The sequence below is a fragment of the Gardnerella sp. KA00243 genome (genome assembly GCF_049244105.1).
Classification (GTDB): domain Bacteria; phylum Actinomycetota; class Actinomycetes; order Actinomycetales; family Bifidobacteriaceae; genus Bifidobacterium; species Bifidobacterium leopoldii.
Genome location: NZ_CP058375.1, coordinates 530,666 through 545,965, shown reverse-complemented (window position 1 = coordinate 545,965; position 15,300 = coordinate 530,666). Strand labels below are relative to the sequence as shown.

Sequence of the window (15,300 nt, the reverse complement as noted above, 5' to 3'; positions counted from 1 at the left end):
TTTTGAAATATTTCTTAAGATATTTTGGCGTGTAAGTTTTGCGAAAAACAAGAATCGTATTAATCTATACGTTAATTGCGGTAAAAGGCAAGTAGAAATAATCCACATAGAAAAGAGACATAATGGCTGATTTAGAAGTAGCTCCAGAGTTTTCTGACGCTTATGAGTCTTATGATCATAGCGATACAGCTCTGTTGAACAAATTGGCTGGCAACTTTGAAGTTCTGCCGAATGATAATCCAGTTTCGGATGCAAAACGCAACGAACTTATTGATAAGCCTGCTTTCGGTCAGATTTTCTCCGACAATATGGTTCATATGTCTTGGACTAAAGGTGAAGGATGGTCTGATCGTCGTGTAGAGCCTTATGGTCCATTGAAAATGGATCCAGGTGCATCTGTGTTGCACTATGCTCAGGAGTGCTTTGAAGGTTTGAAGGCTTATAAGCGCGCCGACGGCTCTATTTGGCTTTTCCGCCCAGATATTAATGCTGCTCGTTTCCAAAATTCTGCTAAGCGTTTGTATTTGCCGGAACTCTCTATTGATGATTTTATTGGATCGGTTGCAGCCTTGGTAAAGCGAGACAAGCAATGGGTTCCGAGCCGTCGAGAGTATACGCTTTACATGCGTCCATTCATGTTTGCTTCCGAGCCGTTCCTCGGTGTGCGCGAAGCTCACGAAGTTGAATACTGTGTTATTGCTTCTCCATCCGGCCCATACTTCAAGGGTGGTTTGAAGCCTGTTAGCATTTGGGTTGAAGATCAGTGGTTCCGCACTGGTCCTGGTGGTACTGGTTTTGCTAAGTGTGGTGGAAATTATGCAGCTTCCTTGCTTGGTGAATACAAGGGTATTGAGCATGGTTGTGAGCAAGTGTGCTTCGTTGATGCTGCAACTAAGACATATTTGGAAGAGCTTGGTGGCATGAATATGTTCGCACTCCACAAGGATGGCCATTTGGAAACTCCATCTCTTACTGGCAGCATTCTTCCTGGCGTTACGCGTCGTTCTTTGATTCAGCTTGCTGAGGAAGCAGGACATAAGGTTGTTGAAACCATGATTCCTCTTCAAGGGTTGCTTGACGATATTCGTTCTGGCGAGGTTACTGAAGTCTTTGCTTGCGGTACTGCTGCAATCATTACGCCAATTGGTCGTTTTAAGTCCGATGAATTCGATCTTAAGGTTGCCGATGGTGGCGTTGGTGAGTTAACTCAGGCTTTGCGCGATGAGTTACTTGGCATTCAGCTCGGTGATGTCGAAGATAAGCATAACTGGATGTGGAAAGTTTGCGACTAATTTATATAAGTTAGTTAATATTATCTCATCTAATGTTGCTTATGGCGCGTTGTACTCTATATTTAGATATCGTATAGAGTACAACGCGTTTGTTTGTTATACACGTAGTGTTTTGGCGAATTTATTTGAAGGGAAATGCTTTGGAAGGTGCGTTAGGGGATAACGTCTTTTTTCTTATAGTTGAGTATGTTGCTATGGGATGTTGTGGCATGGTTGGCGGCATGTGGGCTATTCGTAAGAATTATGATGTTTTTGCGATTATTACTACGTCTTGGATAACTGCATTGGGTGGCGGTATTGTTCGTGATGTGTTGCTTGGAGCATTGCCGCCTGTTGGTATTGCTGATCGTGGTTTTGTTATTACAGGTCTGCTTTCTGGTGTTATTGTGGCTGTTGCTCACCCTGAGATTGATAAATGGCGTTGGCTTATGCTTACGCTTGATGCCTTGGCGTTGGGTCTGTTTGCTGTGAATGGCACAGCAAAAGGTTTGGATTTTCACATGTCTGGTATGGCTTCAGTATTTTTAGGAATGGCAACTGCATTGGGTGGCGGTTTGATTCGCGACATGATTTTGAACCAAGTTCCTGTTATTGTGCGAGATAAGCATTGGTACGCTTTACCTGCTGCTCTTGGATGTGTATTAACTGTTTTTGTTGTAAAAGCAAAGCATGCAGGTTACTTTGGTTTAACTGTTGAAATATTGCTTGATGTTCTTATTGTTGTTCTTGTTGTTGCAATGCGCTTGTTGTCTGTGAAACTAGATTTAACTTTATTTGGAGCAATGAACCGCACGGAACCTATTAAGGTTAGACGTCCTCGTATTCGTCGTATTAATAATCGTCGTCACCGCTAATATTGCATACGATGATAAAAATAATCCCCAGCACCGATTGGTACTGGGGATTTTCCTTACATGCTGTGTTATGCAGTTATCTGCACAAACTTCACAGAGCGTTAATCGCTACAGCAAGACCAGACTTGCGGTTTGCAGCCTGATTCTTATGAATCACGCCACGACCTGCAGCCTTGTCAAGCTTCTTAGCGGCTACTGCGAAAGCGGCCTGCGCTGCAGCCTTATCACCAGCGGTGATGGCTTCACGAGTAGCACGAATAGCGGTCTTCAAAGCAGACTTTACTGCTACGTTACGCTTATGTGCTTTCTCGTTAGTGAGAACACGCTTTTTCTGCGACTTAATGTTTGCCACTGTTACTCCAAACGACGTTTGCTATATAAGGACATACAAATAGTAAGTGTATCATGCTTATTAGATAACGTTATTCGTTTCTATTGTTCGTTTTGGGATTTCCTCCTCAATGTGGCGCGAGTTTTGGGGGATTTCTCTCCTCGCACGTCCCGTCCTTCGTGCGCTCTGGCTGCTAAAAGAGCTTAGTGTGTTCGTCTTTCTTTAAAGAATGTAGCTTCTCAGTCCTCTTTTAGTGCTCGTAGAGAAATCCCCCAAACTCTGCGTGTTTAATCTTTAATAACCGTGTTAATCGCAGAGATTTTTCGATTTTTCTTCTTCGCTTGGCGAATCAGCAGCCTGCGGCTCTGCGCGACGACCTGCCTGAGCGCTTAAAGCTTAGCGCGCGAAGGCAACTCGGAGCGGAAACTCGCTTAAGTTGGAAGTCCAGTGGACTTCCAACGCGAGTTTCGTAGCAAGCGCGTTACCCGCGCGAGCGTCCGCGCTCAGTGCGAAAAATCTCAAATCTCTACCACGTGAATACTTACTTAACTGATAACGACGAATATTAAGTCAAATAAGCTATTAGTTTTTTGCGTAGCGTTATTTTGTATTGTCAAAACTCAATAAGTGCTAAAAATATTGATTTATATTATAAAATAGGGTAGTAGAGTTGGTAAGATTAATTACTTGCGTAGCTTACGCAATTTAATACTATCCGCGTATTTAATAAGGAGATGCTTGCTTTGATTACACCGCATAACCAGCCAGGATTTACGGATCAATCGTTGATACGCAATTTCTGCATTATTGCGCATATAGATCATGGCAAGTCCACTGTAGCAGATCGCATTTTACAACTTTCAGGAATCGTGCCAGAGCGTGAAATGCGAGACCGTTTCTTGGATCGCATGGATATTGAGCAAGAGCGCGGTATTACTATTAAATCGCAGGCTGTTCGCGTTCCTTGGACTTTTGAAGGCAAAGAGTATTCGCTTGGAATGATTGATACTCCTGGACACGTCGATTTTACTTACGAAGTTTCGCGCGCGCTGGCAGCATGCGAAGGTGCGGTGCTGTTGGTAGATGCAACCCAAGGCATTGAAGCGCAAACTCTTTCTAATCTTTATATGGCAATCGACCATAATTTAACGATTATTCCTGTTCTTAACAAAATCGATTTGCCTAGCGCTGAACCAGATAAGCATGCTGAAGAAATAGCTGGTTTAATTGGTTGCAAGCCGGAGGACGTGTTGCGCGTTTCTGGTAAAACCGGCGAAGGTGTTAAAGACTTACTTGATCAAATTGTGCTGGAAGTTCCAGCCCCAAGCGGAAATCCTGATGCTCCTGCTCGCGCTCTTATTTTTGATTCAGTATACGATTCGTATCGCGGAATCGTCACCTATATTCGTATGGTTGATGGCGAACTTAAGTCGCGCGAAAAGTTGCATATGATGGGAATCGGCATGACGCACGATCCTATTGAAATCGGTGTTATTAGCCCAGATATGACTCCAACTAAGGCGCTTGGAGCCGGAGAAGTAGGCTATGTAATTACAGGCGCAAAAGACGTGAGTCAATCTAAAGTCGGCGACACCATTACCAGCGCTATAAATCCTGCATCTGAGCCTTTGGATGGTTATCGCGATCCTAAACCTATGGTTTACGCAGGTCTTTTCCCAATTGATAACGCGCAATTCCCAGATCTTCGAGATGCTCTCGACAAGCTAAAACTTAACGATGCTGCTCTTATTTACGAGCCAGAAACGTCTGTTGCGTTGGGCTTTGGTTTCCGTTGCGGATTCTTAGGTCTTCTTCATATGGAGATTGTTTCCGAGCGTTTAAGCCGCGAGTTTGGCTTGGATCTTATTTCCACTGCTCCTAACGTAACTTATGACGTTACTAGCGAAGATGGTAAAGAGCATCATGTAACGAATCCTAGCGAGTTTCCAGAAGGCAAGATTAAGCGCATTATTGAACCAATGGTTGCTGCCGATATTATTACGCCGAAAGAATTTATTGGTGCTGTAATGGATTTGTGTCAGGAACATCGCGGAGAAATGGGCACAATGGAATATATTAGTGCCGACCGCGTGGAGATGCATTACAGGATTCCTCTTGCAGAAATCGTTTTTGACTTCTTCGATCAGCTTAAAAGTCGCACAAAAGGCTACGCTTCTCTCGACTACCATGAAGACGGCGAGCAGTCTGCGGATCTTGTGAAGGTTGATATTCTTATTCAGGGAGATAAGGTTGACGCTTTTAGCGCAATTGTGCACCGCGATAAGGCTTATTCTTACGGCGTTATGATGACGAAGAAGCTTCGTGGACTTATTCCTCGACAGCAGTTTGAAATTCCAATTCAAGCTGCGATCGGCTCTAGAATTATTGCTCGCGAAACTATTAGCGCACTTCGAAAAGACGTGCTCGCTAAATGCTACGGCGGCGATATTACGCGTAAACGTAAGCTTCTCGAAAAGCAGAAGGCTGGTAAGAAGCGTATGAAGATGCTCGGCCATGTTGAAGTTCCTCAAGAAGCGTTTGTTGCTGCATTAGCTACAGACGAGAGCGCAAACGATCGCGATACTAAAGATAAGATTCGTGCAGCACAAAAGTCCGAGGGATGAGTTTAGAGTTGGATGCTGAATTAAATAAATCAGCTATGCAAACTAAAAGTATGCCTTTTGAAGTGTACGTGCATGTGCCGTTTTGTTTGCGTCGTTGCGGTTATTGCGATTTTAATACGTATACTGCTCGCGATTTAGGAGAGGGAGCAAGTCGCGAAGGGTACGCGGATGTTGCGATTCGTGAAATGCAACTCGTAAAAAAATGGCAGGAATATCACGGGATTTTCGAGCCTAAAGCGCAATCTGTTTTCTTCGGCGGCGGCACTCCAACAGTTCTTAAAGCGCGCGACTTAGTGCGAATTTTGCAAGAAATACGTAACTTGTGGGGATTGAAAACTGGAGCGGAAATAACTACTGAAGCAAATCCGGATACTGCAGATGAAAAGTATATTGAGACGCTTGCAGAAGGTGGATTTACTCGAATATCTTTTGGAATGCAATCGGCTGTTCCGCATGTTCTTAAAACTCTTGACCGTACTCATACTCCAGAAAATGTAACTCGCGGTGTAAACGCAGCAAACGCATGTGGCTTGCGTTCAAGCGTTGACTTGATTTATGGAGCTCCGGGGGAGAGTTTAGACGATTGGCGAAAGTCGGTAGAAATGGCTTTAAGTCTAGGCGTTAACCATATTTCTGCATACGCGCTAACGGTAGAGCCGCGTACAAAAATGGGCCGTCAAATCGCTGCTGGCACTATTCAAGCGCCAAATGATGATGATGAAGCCGCAAAATACGAGTTGGCAGACGAACTTTTTAACTCTGCTGGATTACAATGGTACGAGATTTCTAATTGGGCGCGTCCTGGTTTTGAGTCTCGTCATAATCTTGGCTACTGGCGAAATATTGATTGGGCTGGAATTGGTCCTGGAGCACATTCGCACTACAATGCTGCAAATCACATTAGTAAACAAAGCATGGATGATAGTGCTTCTTTAGCTAATACAAGTGAGTTTTATAACCTTCGCTCATGGGATATTTTGCACCCAAAACATTGGGCTCATGCTATTAACGCAGGAAACGTGCCGTGGCAAAACTACGAGTGTATAAATGCTGAAGACGCGCTTATTGAAGAGGTAATGCTTGGGCTTCGCATTAAAGAAGGGCTTGATATTTCGCAATTGTGCGAAAAAATGCGCGAAACTAATAAGGTGTTCGATGATTCACATTTGCAAAAAGTGTTACGCGAAGTGTGTAAGGAAGATTTGGCAGTGTTGCACGAAAATCGCATTATCGCAACACGCAAAGGTAGGCTGCTCAACGATTTATTAATAGAAAGAATTGTTGACGCGTGTGAAGAAGGTATGACCGTGCTAAAATAATGCGTATTGTGTCATAAATGCTTGATATAAGAAAATTCAATGTAGAAAGGAACAATCATGGCAAACCGCAAAGAGCGTCGCGCGAAGGAAAGGCAGAGCCGCAAAGGGATTCCTTCTCAATATGATGAAACAAAAGGTCGCGCTCGCGGAGGCATGATTGACGAATACAATTTACAAGAACGCTCTAGAAGACTTCAAGAGAGGGGAACTGGTCCTTGGAAGCCAACGTCTAACGTGACAGCTGAGGAGGAGAGATTGGCTCGCAATGTTAAGCGATCTCAGGTTGGCGATGATACTTGGAATGTTGTTCGTAAAGTTGTTGGAGTGTTTTCCTGGGCTGTGATTTTGCTTTCAGCGCTTGCTTTCTTGGTGATTATGTGGCTTCCTAATCAGCCTATTGTGCTTGTTGTGGTAGTTTCTGTTTTGTTTGCATTAGGCGTGTTTGGCTTGTTCTTTAGCTTTAGTAATTCTAGGCAGAATCCGCGCCTTGACGAGCACGGCACTGCGATTTAGATGTACTTATAAAATAAGAATGTTTTTAATAATTAAGGCGGGCACTTGCTAATAACAACGTGCTCGCCTTAATTATTTGTGTGCGCTCCGACCTGCTTTCGCGCTTAGAGCGTAGCGCGCGAAAGCAACTCGGAGCGGAAACTCGCTTAAGTTGGAAGTCCAGTGGACTTCCAACGCGAGTTTCGTAAGCGAGCGCTTATTCCTCACGGCTATTGGTAGCCGTTCGGCTGATTTGGCATGTGAAGCACACCGTGCTTCACATGCCAAATCACGCTTTGAAAGAGCTTGAAATCCTGTTGATTTCAAGCTCGGCCAAAGCGCGCGAGCGCATACTGCGTTACGGTCTCTAGTTGGCGCTCTTCGGACATTCGCGCATTTACACAATAGGATGCTTAATGTAGTAATCTCGCATTGACTTCTTGGAAATTATTTCCTCGCTGCCTTGATTTGCAGATATGCCGATTCTCGCGCGAATCCACGGATCTTCTTTATGTGTTCTTTCGCTGAGCTGATTCCCTGTAAGATTTCCAAGTTTTGCGCACACTTCCTTTATAATCTTCACCTGCTCATATTCTAAAGTTGCGCATCTTTCTGGAAGAGAAATCAGTAGTTCTTCTTTGCGAATTGTGAATCTCCCTCGATGCCTGTTAAATAATTCCAATGAAACTGGACCGTTCGTCCAAGCTTCAAAATCTTCCGGAAATAGCGACAATCCAGTTGTAGCTAAACTGTGCGCTTGAGAATAATACACAAGCTTTTGCAGTTTCATAGTTGTCATTGGTCCCATAATTTCCAATATTTTTGCCGCTACGTTAATAATACCCACCGCGCACCTCCTTTTTCTTTGCAACAAATTAATAGCGATTTTATGAATGGAAAAAGTGAGCGTCAATTCGATTAAAGAAATGTGGACAACTTTTATTATGCGTAGTTTTTGGCTTGCGTTAATTTTGTGAATCTATAAGCGCGTAGCCATGTCTTACAAGCACAGATTTAAGTTGCGTAAGATAAGCGAGTGAAGCTTTTGAAAGCTTCGTGCGCTCGTTGGTAATCCAGCCAACAAGCATAGTGTCATCACATTCAAGCGGAATAGTGACGATTTTTTCATTGTTTAAATCGCCGTTATCTATTCCAGTGCAAACAGTATAACCATTCAACCCAATAATAAAGTTTAAAATGGTAGCGCGGTCAGAAACGTTGATTTTTTTCGGTGGGCGAGTAGGCCAAACAGCCTCTTCTGCGAAGAAGAAACTTCCTTCTTCTCCCTGTTCGTATTGAATAAACGGGTACGGTTTTAAATCTTCCAAGCTCAAGCTTTTTCGCACTGCAAGCGGATTGTTTCTAGAAAGAAAAACATGCAATTTTGCACGGAAAAGCGGGTGGAACTCCAAATGTTTTTCACGAAGCAGCTTGCCGATTACATCCTTGTTGTAGTCAGAAAGATAAAGAATTCCAAGGTCTGCGCGCATATCGCTTACTTGCTTAATAATATTTTTTGTGCGTGTCTCGCGAATTGAAAACTCGTATTCATCAGAATGAATACTGCGAATCATATCGACGAATGCTTCAACGGCAAACATATAGTGTTGTGTTGCAACGCTGCATAATTGTGGGCGAGGCTTCGTACTTTTGTATCGTTCTTCAAGAAGATCTGCCTGCTCAATTACTTGTCGAGCGTACGTCAAAAATTCCGCTCCATCAGCTGTTAATGCAATTCCTTGAGTGGACCTAGTGAAAATTTCAATGTTAAGTTCTCTTTCAAGCTCTTTTACAGAAGAGCTCAATGCTGGTTGTGAAATATATAGTGCTCGTGCTGCTTCGTTCATTGAACCGCAGTCAACGATTTTTACAATATATTTCAGTTGTAGCAAAGTCATACGAGCTTCTTTCGTGAGCTAAAAGTTACGATAATCATCAAAAATCACATAAATGAACCGCTAACGAATCTAGCAAAAGGTATAGGCATAACTTAATTTTTAGTTGCCATAACCATAGTTTCACATAACCATAGTCTCATACATGATCTTAGTAATATAAGCTAAATATTTAAGCAATATTATTAAAGATTTACTCCCACTGAAGCTAAATCCTTACGCGCCTGCTCTGCGGTTGTAAAAACAAAGCCATGCATGCCAACTCTATGAGCTCCATCAATATTTGCTGGTTTGTCGTCGAAGAAAACAGTTGTTTGCGGATTCAATCCAAATCTACTTATAGCAAGTTCAAAAATTTCCGGTTCTGGCTTATGCAAATGCTCAACACCGGAAATAATAGTTCCTTGTAAAAGAGTAGAAAGTTCTGGGAATTTACGTAAAGCAAGTGGGAAAGTTTCTTTAGACCAATTCGTTAAGCCCCACACGCCGTATCCAGCTTTACGCAGATCATGCAATAAATCAACCATTCCAGGCATCATGCGCGTCAAAACTTGGTCATAATGAGCACAATACCAACGGAAAGCTTCAGCAAGTTCGCTTCCAAAGCGACGTTCGTATTCAGGCATAAGATCTTTCAAAAGCTCGCCGCCATCCATGCGGTCCTCAAATTCATAGAACCCGGCTAAATCGTTCTTTCCAAAGCTTCCATTAGGGCAAATAGTATCAACTAAATTCGGGAATTGCTTTTGCAAACAGTTTCGGCAATTCCATTCGAGTAGAACTTTGCAATAGTCAAACATAACGTCATGGATTTCAATATTTTGTGCGTTAGTCATTTGTTTCTACTCCTTCTATTTTGTTTCATACGTTATTTTACATTTGCGTATTTTGTTTCATGCGTTAATTTTGCACGCTATTGATATTATTCTGCGCGCTACTTTATATTAATAAGAATCCCAAGAACATGCGGTAATGCATTTATAATGTCGCTTGCCACAATTGGATGTTCCAAAGTTAAAGCATGCTTTGATTTCACTATGTCTTGCACTAGTTGAGTGTAATTGTTTCCTCCGCTACTGCGTGATGCAAATACTGCGCAAATTCCATGAATCACAGCTGCGCTCGCTGCAATAAGTGCGTAATTTTCGTTATTTGCGTTGTCGTTCTTGTCGGCGTTTTCGTTATCTTTTTCGTACTGTGCTAGCAATGCTCCTAGAATTCCTGCTAGCACATCTCCTGAGCCTGCAGTTGCTAGCCAAGATGGAGCGTATTGTGCAATATAAATAGGAGAGTGCAGCGATGATGGTGAAGCAACTGCTGTTGTTGCGCCTTTAAGAAGCACAGTTGCTCCAGTAAGATTTGCTGCTTTTTGAGCGTAGTGTGTTGGGTTGCTAGATATTTGTTGTGCGCTTACTTCTAAATCATATCTAGTAAAAAGCGAGCTTAATTCTCCTGCATGAGGTGTGAGAACTACTTTTTCGCAAACTTGTTTTGGTAGTAAGTCTAATGCTCCAGCATCTACGCATATTGGCGGAAGATTGTTATTTAATTGCGTTTCAGCGTTGTCGTTTTCGTTTTTGTTGTCGTTTTCGTTGGAGTATTTTGCAAGTATGCTAGCAATGTATTTTCTTTGAGATAAAGCAGTTTCGTCGTTGCAATGGCTTTCGTCTGGTATGCCGCATCCAACTGTTATTGCGTCTATTTTTCCGTTTAATTGTTCAGATGCTACTACCTCAGGCGATGCTTGCAATACTAAGTTTTGTGCGCGAAGAGGACCTGAATAACGAACCATTCCAATATTTGCATGTATTGCAGCGCTTGTACTTAACACTGCTGCTCCGGGATAGTCGTTTGAACCGGTAATTACGCCTAGAACACCTCTTGAATATTTATTATCGCTTGCGTGAGGCGTGCTCAATGGTGTGGAAGCAAGATGAATATCTACTGATATTTCATTAGTTGCAGAGTTTTTATCGTCAGTGCGTGAACTGTCGGGTTTTGCAATGTAATTCATACCATCTGTATTGCCAAACATAGTATTAAGTGTAATTGCTGTTAAGCACATGCAGAGTTGGCTAAACATGTGTATTATTGTCTAAACTTATGTATTGTTACAATTTGTAAACATTTTGAAAATATTTGTAATTTTTTGTTATTCTGCGTGTCGTGAGTGTTACGGCGTGTCGCTACTAGTTTTGCGTAAAAAATAAACAAAAATGCCTGATTAATAAATTTGTTCAAATGTTATAATCACATTTATTTTTTCGTTGGTATATTAACGTTTTTTAATGCAAGATAAAGCAGAAAGTAGCACGGTCTTTTTTGAAATTTTGCATTATAACAGATGGAAAAGTCGCGAAACGCATTTTTGCAAAAATAATTATATTTTTTCACATTTTTTATTGACCGTCACGCATATTTTTCTTATGCTATAAGCGTTATTGCGAATGATTATTTTTTTCATGAATAGCTTTCATGAGTACCTCTCACAATCAACCCATGCAATAACAGTTAAAGATTCCCGAAAGGAACGAGTGTGAAAACTTCACGAATTTTCGCAACTGCAGCTGCGGTTGCATTATTAGCAACTTCTATGGGTGCTTGCGGCTCTGCAAAAAATGCCGAAAATAAGGCGAAGGGCAATCAAGTAAATGTAGTGGCAACTACAACTCAAATTTGCGATTACGTAACTCAAATCGCTTCAACTGCTGACGCAAAATCTGGATTGAGCCTCAATAAGACTGATTCTCAGGGCAAGAAGTCTGTAATCGGAGCTCCTCAAGACAAAGCAAAGTCAACAATTAATTTGACCTGCTTGCTTGCGCCAAACGCTTCTGCTCATGAGCATGAAATGACTCCAGCTCAATCTAAAGCTCTTTCTAAGGCTGATTTGATGCTCGTTTCTGGTGTAGATCTCGAGCACTTCTTGGATCAAGCTGTGAAAGCTACCGGTTTTAAGGGCACTATGGGTGTAACTTCCGGTATTCTCACTGCTGATGAAATCAAGGATTCAAAGGCTGAGGCTGCTAAGGAAAAGGATCTTCCATACAAGGTTGATCGCGGTATCGCTAAGGTGCATGCTGAAAAGTGGCCATTCCCTCCAGAAGAAGGCGAGAAGGAGCCTGAATTCCAGTACGATCCACATATTTGGACCAGCACGAAGAACACGATGATTCAGGTTAAGAATATCGGTTATTTCCTCGGGAAAGCTCTTCCTAAGAGCAAGTCTATTTTCGATGAGCATGTTGAAAAGTTCGTTAAGTCTTTGACTGATTTGGATGCTTGGGCAACTAAAGCTTTGAATAGTGTGCCACAAAAGCATCGTGTTCTCTTCACTTCTCACGATGCATTCGGTTACTTCTCTCGTGATTACAATGTGAAGTTCATTGGTGCAGCACTTTCTGATTTCAACAGCCAGCAGGATGCTACTGCAGATCATATTCAGAAAGCTGCAGAAGATGTCAAGAAGTCCGGAGCTGTTGCGATTTTTGCTGAGAATTCTAACAATTCCAAGTCTATCAAGGCTGTTGCTGCAGCAGCAGGAGTAAAGGCTGTTATTGGCGACGACGCACTTTATGGAGATTCGCTTGGACCAGTCGGATCTGCCGGAGAAACTTACATCGGTTCCATTGTTCACAATGTTGAAACATTGGTGAAAGCTTGGAATGGTAATGTTCCTGAACTTCCAGATTCAGTTAAGACTGCATTGAAGAAGTGACATATAAATAACAGTAAAAATAATAGTATCGTAACAGTAACTTTAATAGCGAAAGTTTAATAGCGAAAGCAGGAAGTTACTGTTACGAATACTTATTAATAAACTGAAAAGACTGGAAATATAGTGAATAAGAGCGTCCTTGCAATGAAAAATTGCGACCTGGCATACGGTTATAAAACTGTAGTGACTGGTATTAATGGCAGTGTGCAAGCCGGGGAAGCTTTGGCTTTAATAGGTCCAAATGGTTCTGGAAAAACAACGTTTTTGCAGGCTATTATTGGTATCGTGCGCGTAAGTCGCGGTGAACTGAAAATGCCTAAGGCTTTGTCTATTGGATATGTGCCACAGCAGGTTGATTTGGATTTAACATTCCCTATTACTGCACGGCAAGTTGTTGCAATGGGCTTAAGTAGACAGACAGGTTTTCTTGGATTGCTTAAAAAAGATCAGAAAAAAGCTGTTGAGGATGCTCTTAATCATGTTGGTTTATTAAATCGTGCAGATGTGCGATTTGGTGACCTTTCTGGCGGTCAGCGCCAACGCATTCTTCTTGCGCGCGCTATTGTTGCAAAGCCAACGCTTATTTTGCTCGACGAACCTTTTAATGGTCTTGATGAACCGAATCGCCGAGAACTTCTTAATATTATGAAATCAGCAAAGCAAGAAGGTATTGCTTTTGTTGTGTCTACGCATGATTTAGTTATTGCAGATGCTATTTGTGAAAAAGCGCTACTTTTAGCTGGCAAGCAGATTGCTTTTGGTGCGCTTAAAGAAGTAATGACTAAAGAAAATATTACTCGCGCATATGGTGGAAGCATGCCTGCTGCTTCTGCAGGTCTTACTTTTTCGGAAATTGCGGAAGGCTGATTTTCAATGCTTGCCCAATTAGTTGAGTCATTAAGAGAAGCTCTGGAACCAATTCCAGGTTTTGATTTTATTGCTTCTGCTCCTTATATTTTTCGCCCGTTCTGCTTACTTATAGTTCTGTCTATAGCTAGCGGAATCGTTGGTGTATTCGTGAACTTGAGATGTGCTGAATTTAATGCGGAAGCTATTGTGCATGGCATATTTCCTGGAATTGTTGTAGGCGCTTTGTACGGTGGCATAGATCAAATTATTCCTGGTGCTGCAATTTGTTCAGTATTTTTAGTTGCTGCGTTAGTGTGGGCTTCTCGTTCAGCTCGCATAAATGAATCGATTATCGCAACTGTTTTAACTACTTTCTTTGCTCTTGGTGTAGTAATTTCACTAAAAAAAGGTGATATGTCAGGTCAGCTCGAGGCATTGATGTTTGGTAGGCTGCTTGATGTCACTGATGAGCGAATGACTCAAGCAATGTGGATTTGCTTGTTTGCAATTATTGTGCTTTTGGCAACTTGGAAACAGCAGATTATTGTTGCTTTCGATCGAGCAAGTGCTCCATTAATGGGAGTGCATACTCTTTTTGTAGATATTGTTCTTAACGTTGGTATTGCTGCGGTTGTTGTTTCTGCATCTTCAGCTGTTGGCGTTCTTCTTGTGATCGGATACCTTATTATTCCAGGAGCTAGTGCTCGTTTAGTGTCTAGAACAGTTGGGCGCATGGTTGCAGTTGGTATTTTTGTTGGTATTGCTGGAGTTGTTCTTGGTATGTACGTTATGAATTTGGAGCTTGATCATCCTATTTCTCCTCAAGCAGCAATTGCATTAAGCATGTGTGCAATGTTCGTAGTTGTGCTTGTTGTGCGCTGGCTGTTCCAAGTTATTTCATCTATAGTTTTTGCGCATAAAACTCATACAAGCGATAGCGATATGCAAGTTTTAGCAAAATCTTATAAAGGTAGGGCATAGATGGTAAGTATTTGGCAAATTATCGCTCTACCTATAGTTGAAGCAATTGTTGTAGGTGCTCTATGCGGTTTTGTTGGCTCTCTTGCTCTTCTTAATCAGCGAATATTCTTTACTGAATCTATTACTCATGCTGCATTTCCTGGAGCAGTATTAGGTGTAGTTTTAACTTCTGCTTATACAATAGATCAAAATATTTTGTCGCTTGGGCTTTTTGTTGGTGCTGCTGTTGCGTGCGTTGTACTTTCCTTAGTAATGTATGCACTTTCGCATCTTAAAGGCATTTCTTCGCAAGCTGCAGCTGGCATTACTTTAACTGTCGGCTTTGCTAGTGGATACTTTTTAAATAAGTGGTTTGCTCCATTGCCATTGCGTATTGAGGGATTTTTAACTGGATCATTGCTTAATTGCACTCCTGCAGACGTGATTTCAGCCTCTGTTGCTTTCTTACTTGTTTTGGGATTATGGGTTTTTAATTCTGCTAATCTTGTGCATTGCTCGTTTGACCCTATTAATTACCGTGCTGCAGGCGGAAGATCAGGTTTTATACAGGGCATGGTTCTTGCTTTGATTATTATTACTGTTTCCGTTATTATTCCAGCAGTTGGTACAGTTGTTTCAGTATCTCTTATTGCTGCTCCTGCTGCAGCATTAAAGGGAAGAATTGCTTCTATAAATAAATTCGTGCTTGCATGCGTAATTACTGCTGTTTCGATTGCTTTAATTGGACTAGCTTTGGCTGTAATACTGAAACTTTCTGCCGGCGGCACTATTGCTATCGTAGCTGGAGCTTTCTTCTTAATAGTCAAGATTAGTGAAAGCATTTTTATAAAAATTAATGATTTTTCATCAAGATTGCATGCAAGGCGAGAAAAAGTAGCCGAAAACGCTATTTAGCAAAAGTTCCTTAAAAGTCGCTCTGTTGTCCTAGAATATCAACGAATTGCG

At 41.9% G+C, this 15,300-nt stretch carries 14 protein-coding genes; 9 read left to right on the top strand and 5 right to left on the bottom strand.

Features of this window, described 5'->3' with window-relative positions; translation table 11 throughout:
* The first annotated feature begins 122 nt into the window (after positions 1-122).
* Both HXT50_RS02155 and HXT50_RS02150 read left to right on the top strand, forming a co-directional pair.
* Positions 123-1,292 (top strand): branched-chain amino acid aminotransferase, encoded by a 1,170-nt coding sequence (locus HXT50_RS02155; protein WP_004106516.1) that lies wholly within the window; start codon positions 123-125, stop codon positions 1,290-1,292.
* Positions 1,293-1,432: 140 nt separating this feature from the next.
* Positions 1,433-2,146 carry a trimeric intracellular cation channel family protein gene (locus tag HXT50_RS02150; RefSeq protein ID WP_032842495.1) on the top strand — a complete coding sequence of 238 codons (714 nt, stop codon included), beginning with the start codon at positions 1,433-1,435 and terminating at the stop codon, positions 2,144-2,146.
* Between the two features lie 91 nt (positions 2,147-2,237).
* Here HXT50_RS02150 and rpsT read toward each other — a convergent pair whose 3' ends face one another.
* On the bottom strand, positions 2,238-2,498 hold the full coding sequence (gene rpsT / locus HXT50_RS02145) for a 30S ribosomal protein S20 (RefSeq protein WP_004106518.1): 261 nt from the start codon (positions 2,496-2,498) through the stop codon (positions 2,238-2,240).
* A gap of 722 nt (positions 2,499-3,220) precedes the next feature.
* On the opposite strand from rpsT, the gene lepA reads away from it, so the two are divergent.
* From lepA to HXT50_RS02130, 3 genes are read left to right on the top strand one after another with little or no spacing between them, the layout of a single operon-like run.
* On the top strand, positions 3,221-5,101 hold the full coding sequence (gene lepA / locus HXT50_RS02140) for a translation elongation factor 4 (protein ID WP_032842496.1): 1,881 nt from the start codon (positions 3,221-3,223) through the stop codon (positions 5,099-5,101).
* A complete protein-coding gene (gene hemW / locus HXT50_RS02135; RefSeq protein ID WP_004119123.1) occupies positions 5,098-6,420 on the top strand; it encodes a radical SAM family heme chaperone HemW in 1,323 nt (440 codons plus the stop codon). Before lepA ends, hemW begins: the two co-directional genes overlap by 4 nt.
* Positions 6,421-6,477: 57 nt before the next feature.
* Positions 6,478-6,933 carry a hypothetical protein gene (locus HXT50_RS02130; protein WP_004106523.1) on the top strand — a complete coding sequence of 152 codons (456 nt, stop codon included), beginning with the start codon at positions 6,478-6,480 and terminating at the stop codon, positions 6,931-6,933.
* Positions 6,934-7,309: 376 nt separating this feature from the next.
* On the opposite strand, the gene HXT50_RS02125 is transcribed toward HXT50_RS02130, so the two are convergent.
* The 4 genes from HXT50_RS02125 to HXT50_RS02110 all read right to left on the bottom strand — a co-directional run bounded on the left by HXT50_RS02125 (position 7,310) and on the right by HXT50_RS02110 (position 10,872).
* Positions 7,310-7,759 (bottom strand): Panacea domain-containing protein, encoded by a 450-nt coding sequence (locus tag HXT50_RS02125; protein WP_004106525.1) that lies wholly within the window; start codon positions 7,757-7,759, stop codon positions 7,310-7,312.
* 118 nt (positions 7,760-7,877) lie between these two features.
* The gene (locus tag HXT50_RS02120) at positions 7,878-8,810 is read right to left on the bottom strand and encodes a LysR family transcriptional regulator (RefSeq protein WP_410294487.1); all 933 of its coding nucleotides are present in this window, start codon (positions 8,808-8,810) and stop codon (positions 7,878-7,880) included.
* A gap of 182 nt (positions 8,811-8,992) precedes the next feature.
* Positions 8,993-9,643, bottom strand: a complete 651-nt coding sequence (locus HXT50_RS02115) for an HAD family hydrolase (protein WP_004119121.1) — start codon at positions 9,641-9,643, stop codon at positions 8,993-8,995.
* Between the two features lie 98 nt (positions 9,644-9,741).
* Positions 9,742-10,872, bottom strand: coding sequence for an ADP-dependent NAD(P)H-hydrate dehydratase (locus HXT50_RS02110; protein WP_421776966.1), 1,131 nt, complete (start codon positions 10,870-10,872; stop codon positions 9,742-9,744).
* 471 nt (positions 10,873-11,343) lie between these two features.
* Between HXT50_RS02110 and HXT50_RS02105 the strand changes: the two genes are divergently transcribed.
* From HXT50_RS02105 to HXT50_RS02090, 4 genes are all read left to right on the top strand, one after another.
* Entirely contained in the window at positions 11,344-12,525 is a 1,182-nt protein-coding gene (locus tag HXT50_RS02105) for a metal ABC transporter substrate-binding protein (protein ID WP_004106533.1), read from the top strand.
* Positions 12,526-12,669: 144 nt separating this feature from the next.
* Positions 12,670-13,392: a metal ABC transporter ATP-binding protein gene (locus HXT50_RS02100; protein WP_004574322.1), complete on the top strand. Its 723-nt coding sequence runs from the start codon at positions 12,670-12,672 to the stop codon at positions 13,390-13,392.
* A gap of 6 nt (positions 13,393-13,398) precedes the next feature.
* Positions 13,399-14,355 carry a metal ABC transporter permease gene (locus HXT50_RS02095; protein ID WP_004574321.1) on the top strand — a complete coding sequence of 319 codons (957 nt, stop codon included), beginning with the start codon at positions 13,399-13,401 and terminating at the stop codon, positions 14,353-14,355.
* Positions 14,356-15,249, top strand: a complete 894-nt coding sequence (locus HXT50_RS02090) for a metal ABC transporter permease (protein WP_004574320.1) — start codon at positions 14,356-14,358, stop codon at positions 15,247-15,249.
* The last annotated feature ends 51 nt before the right edge of the window (positions 15,250-15,300 follow it).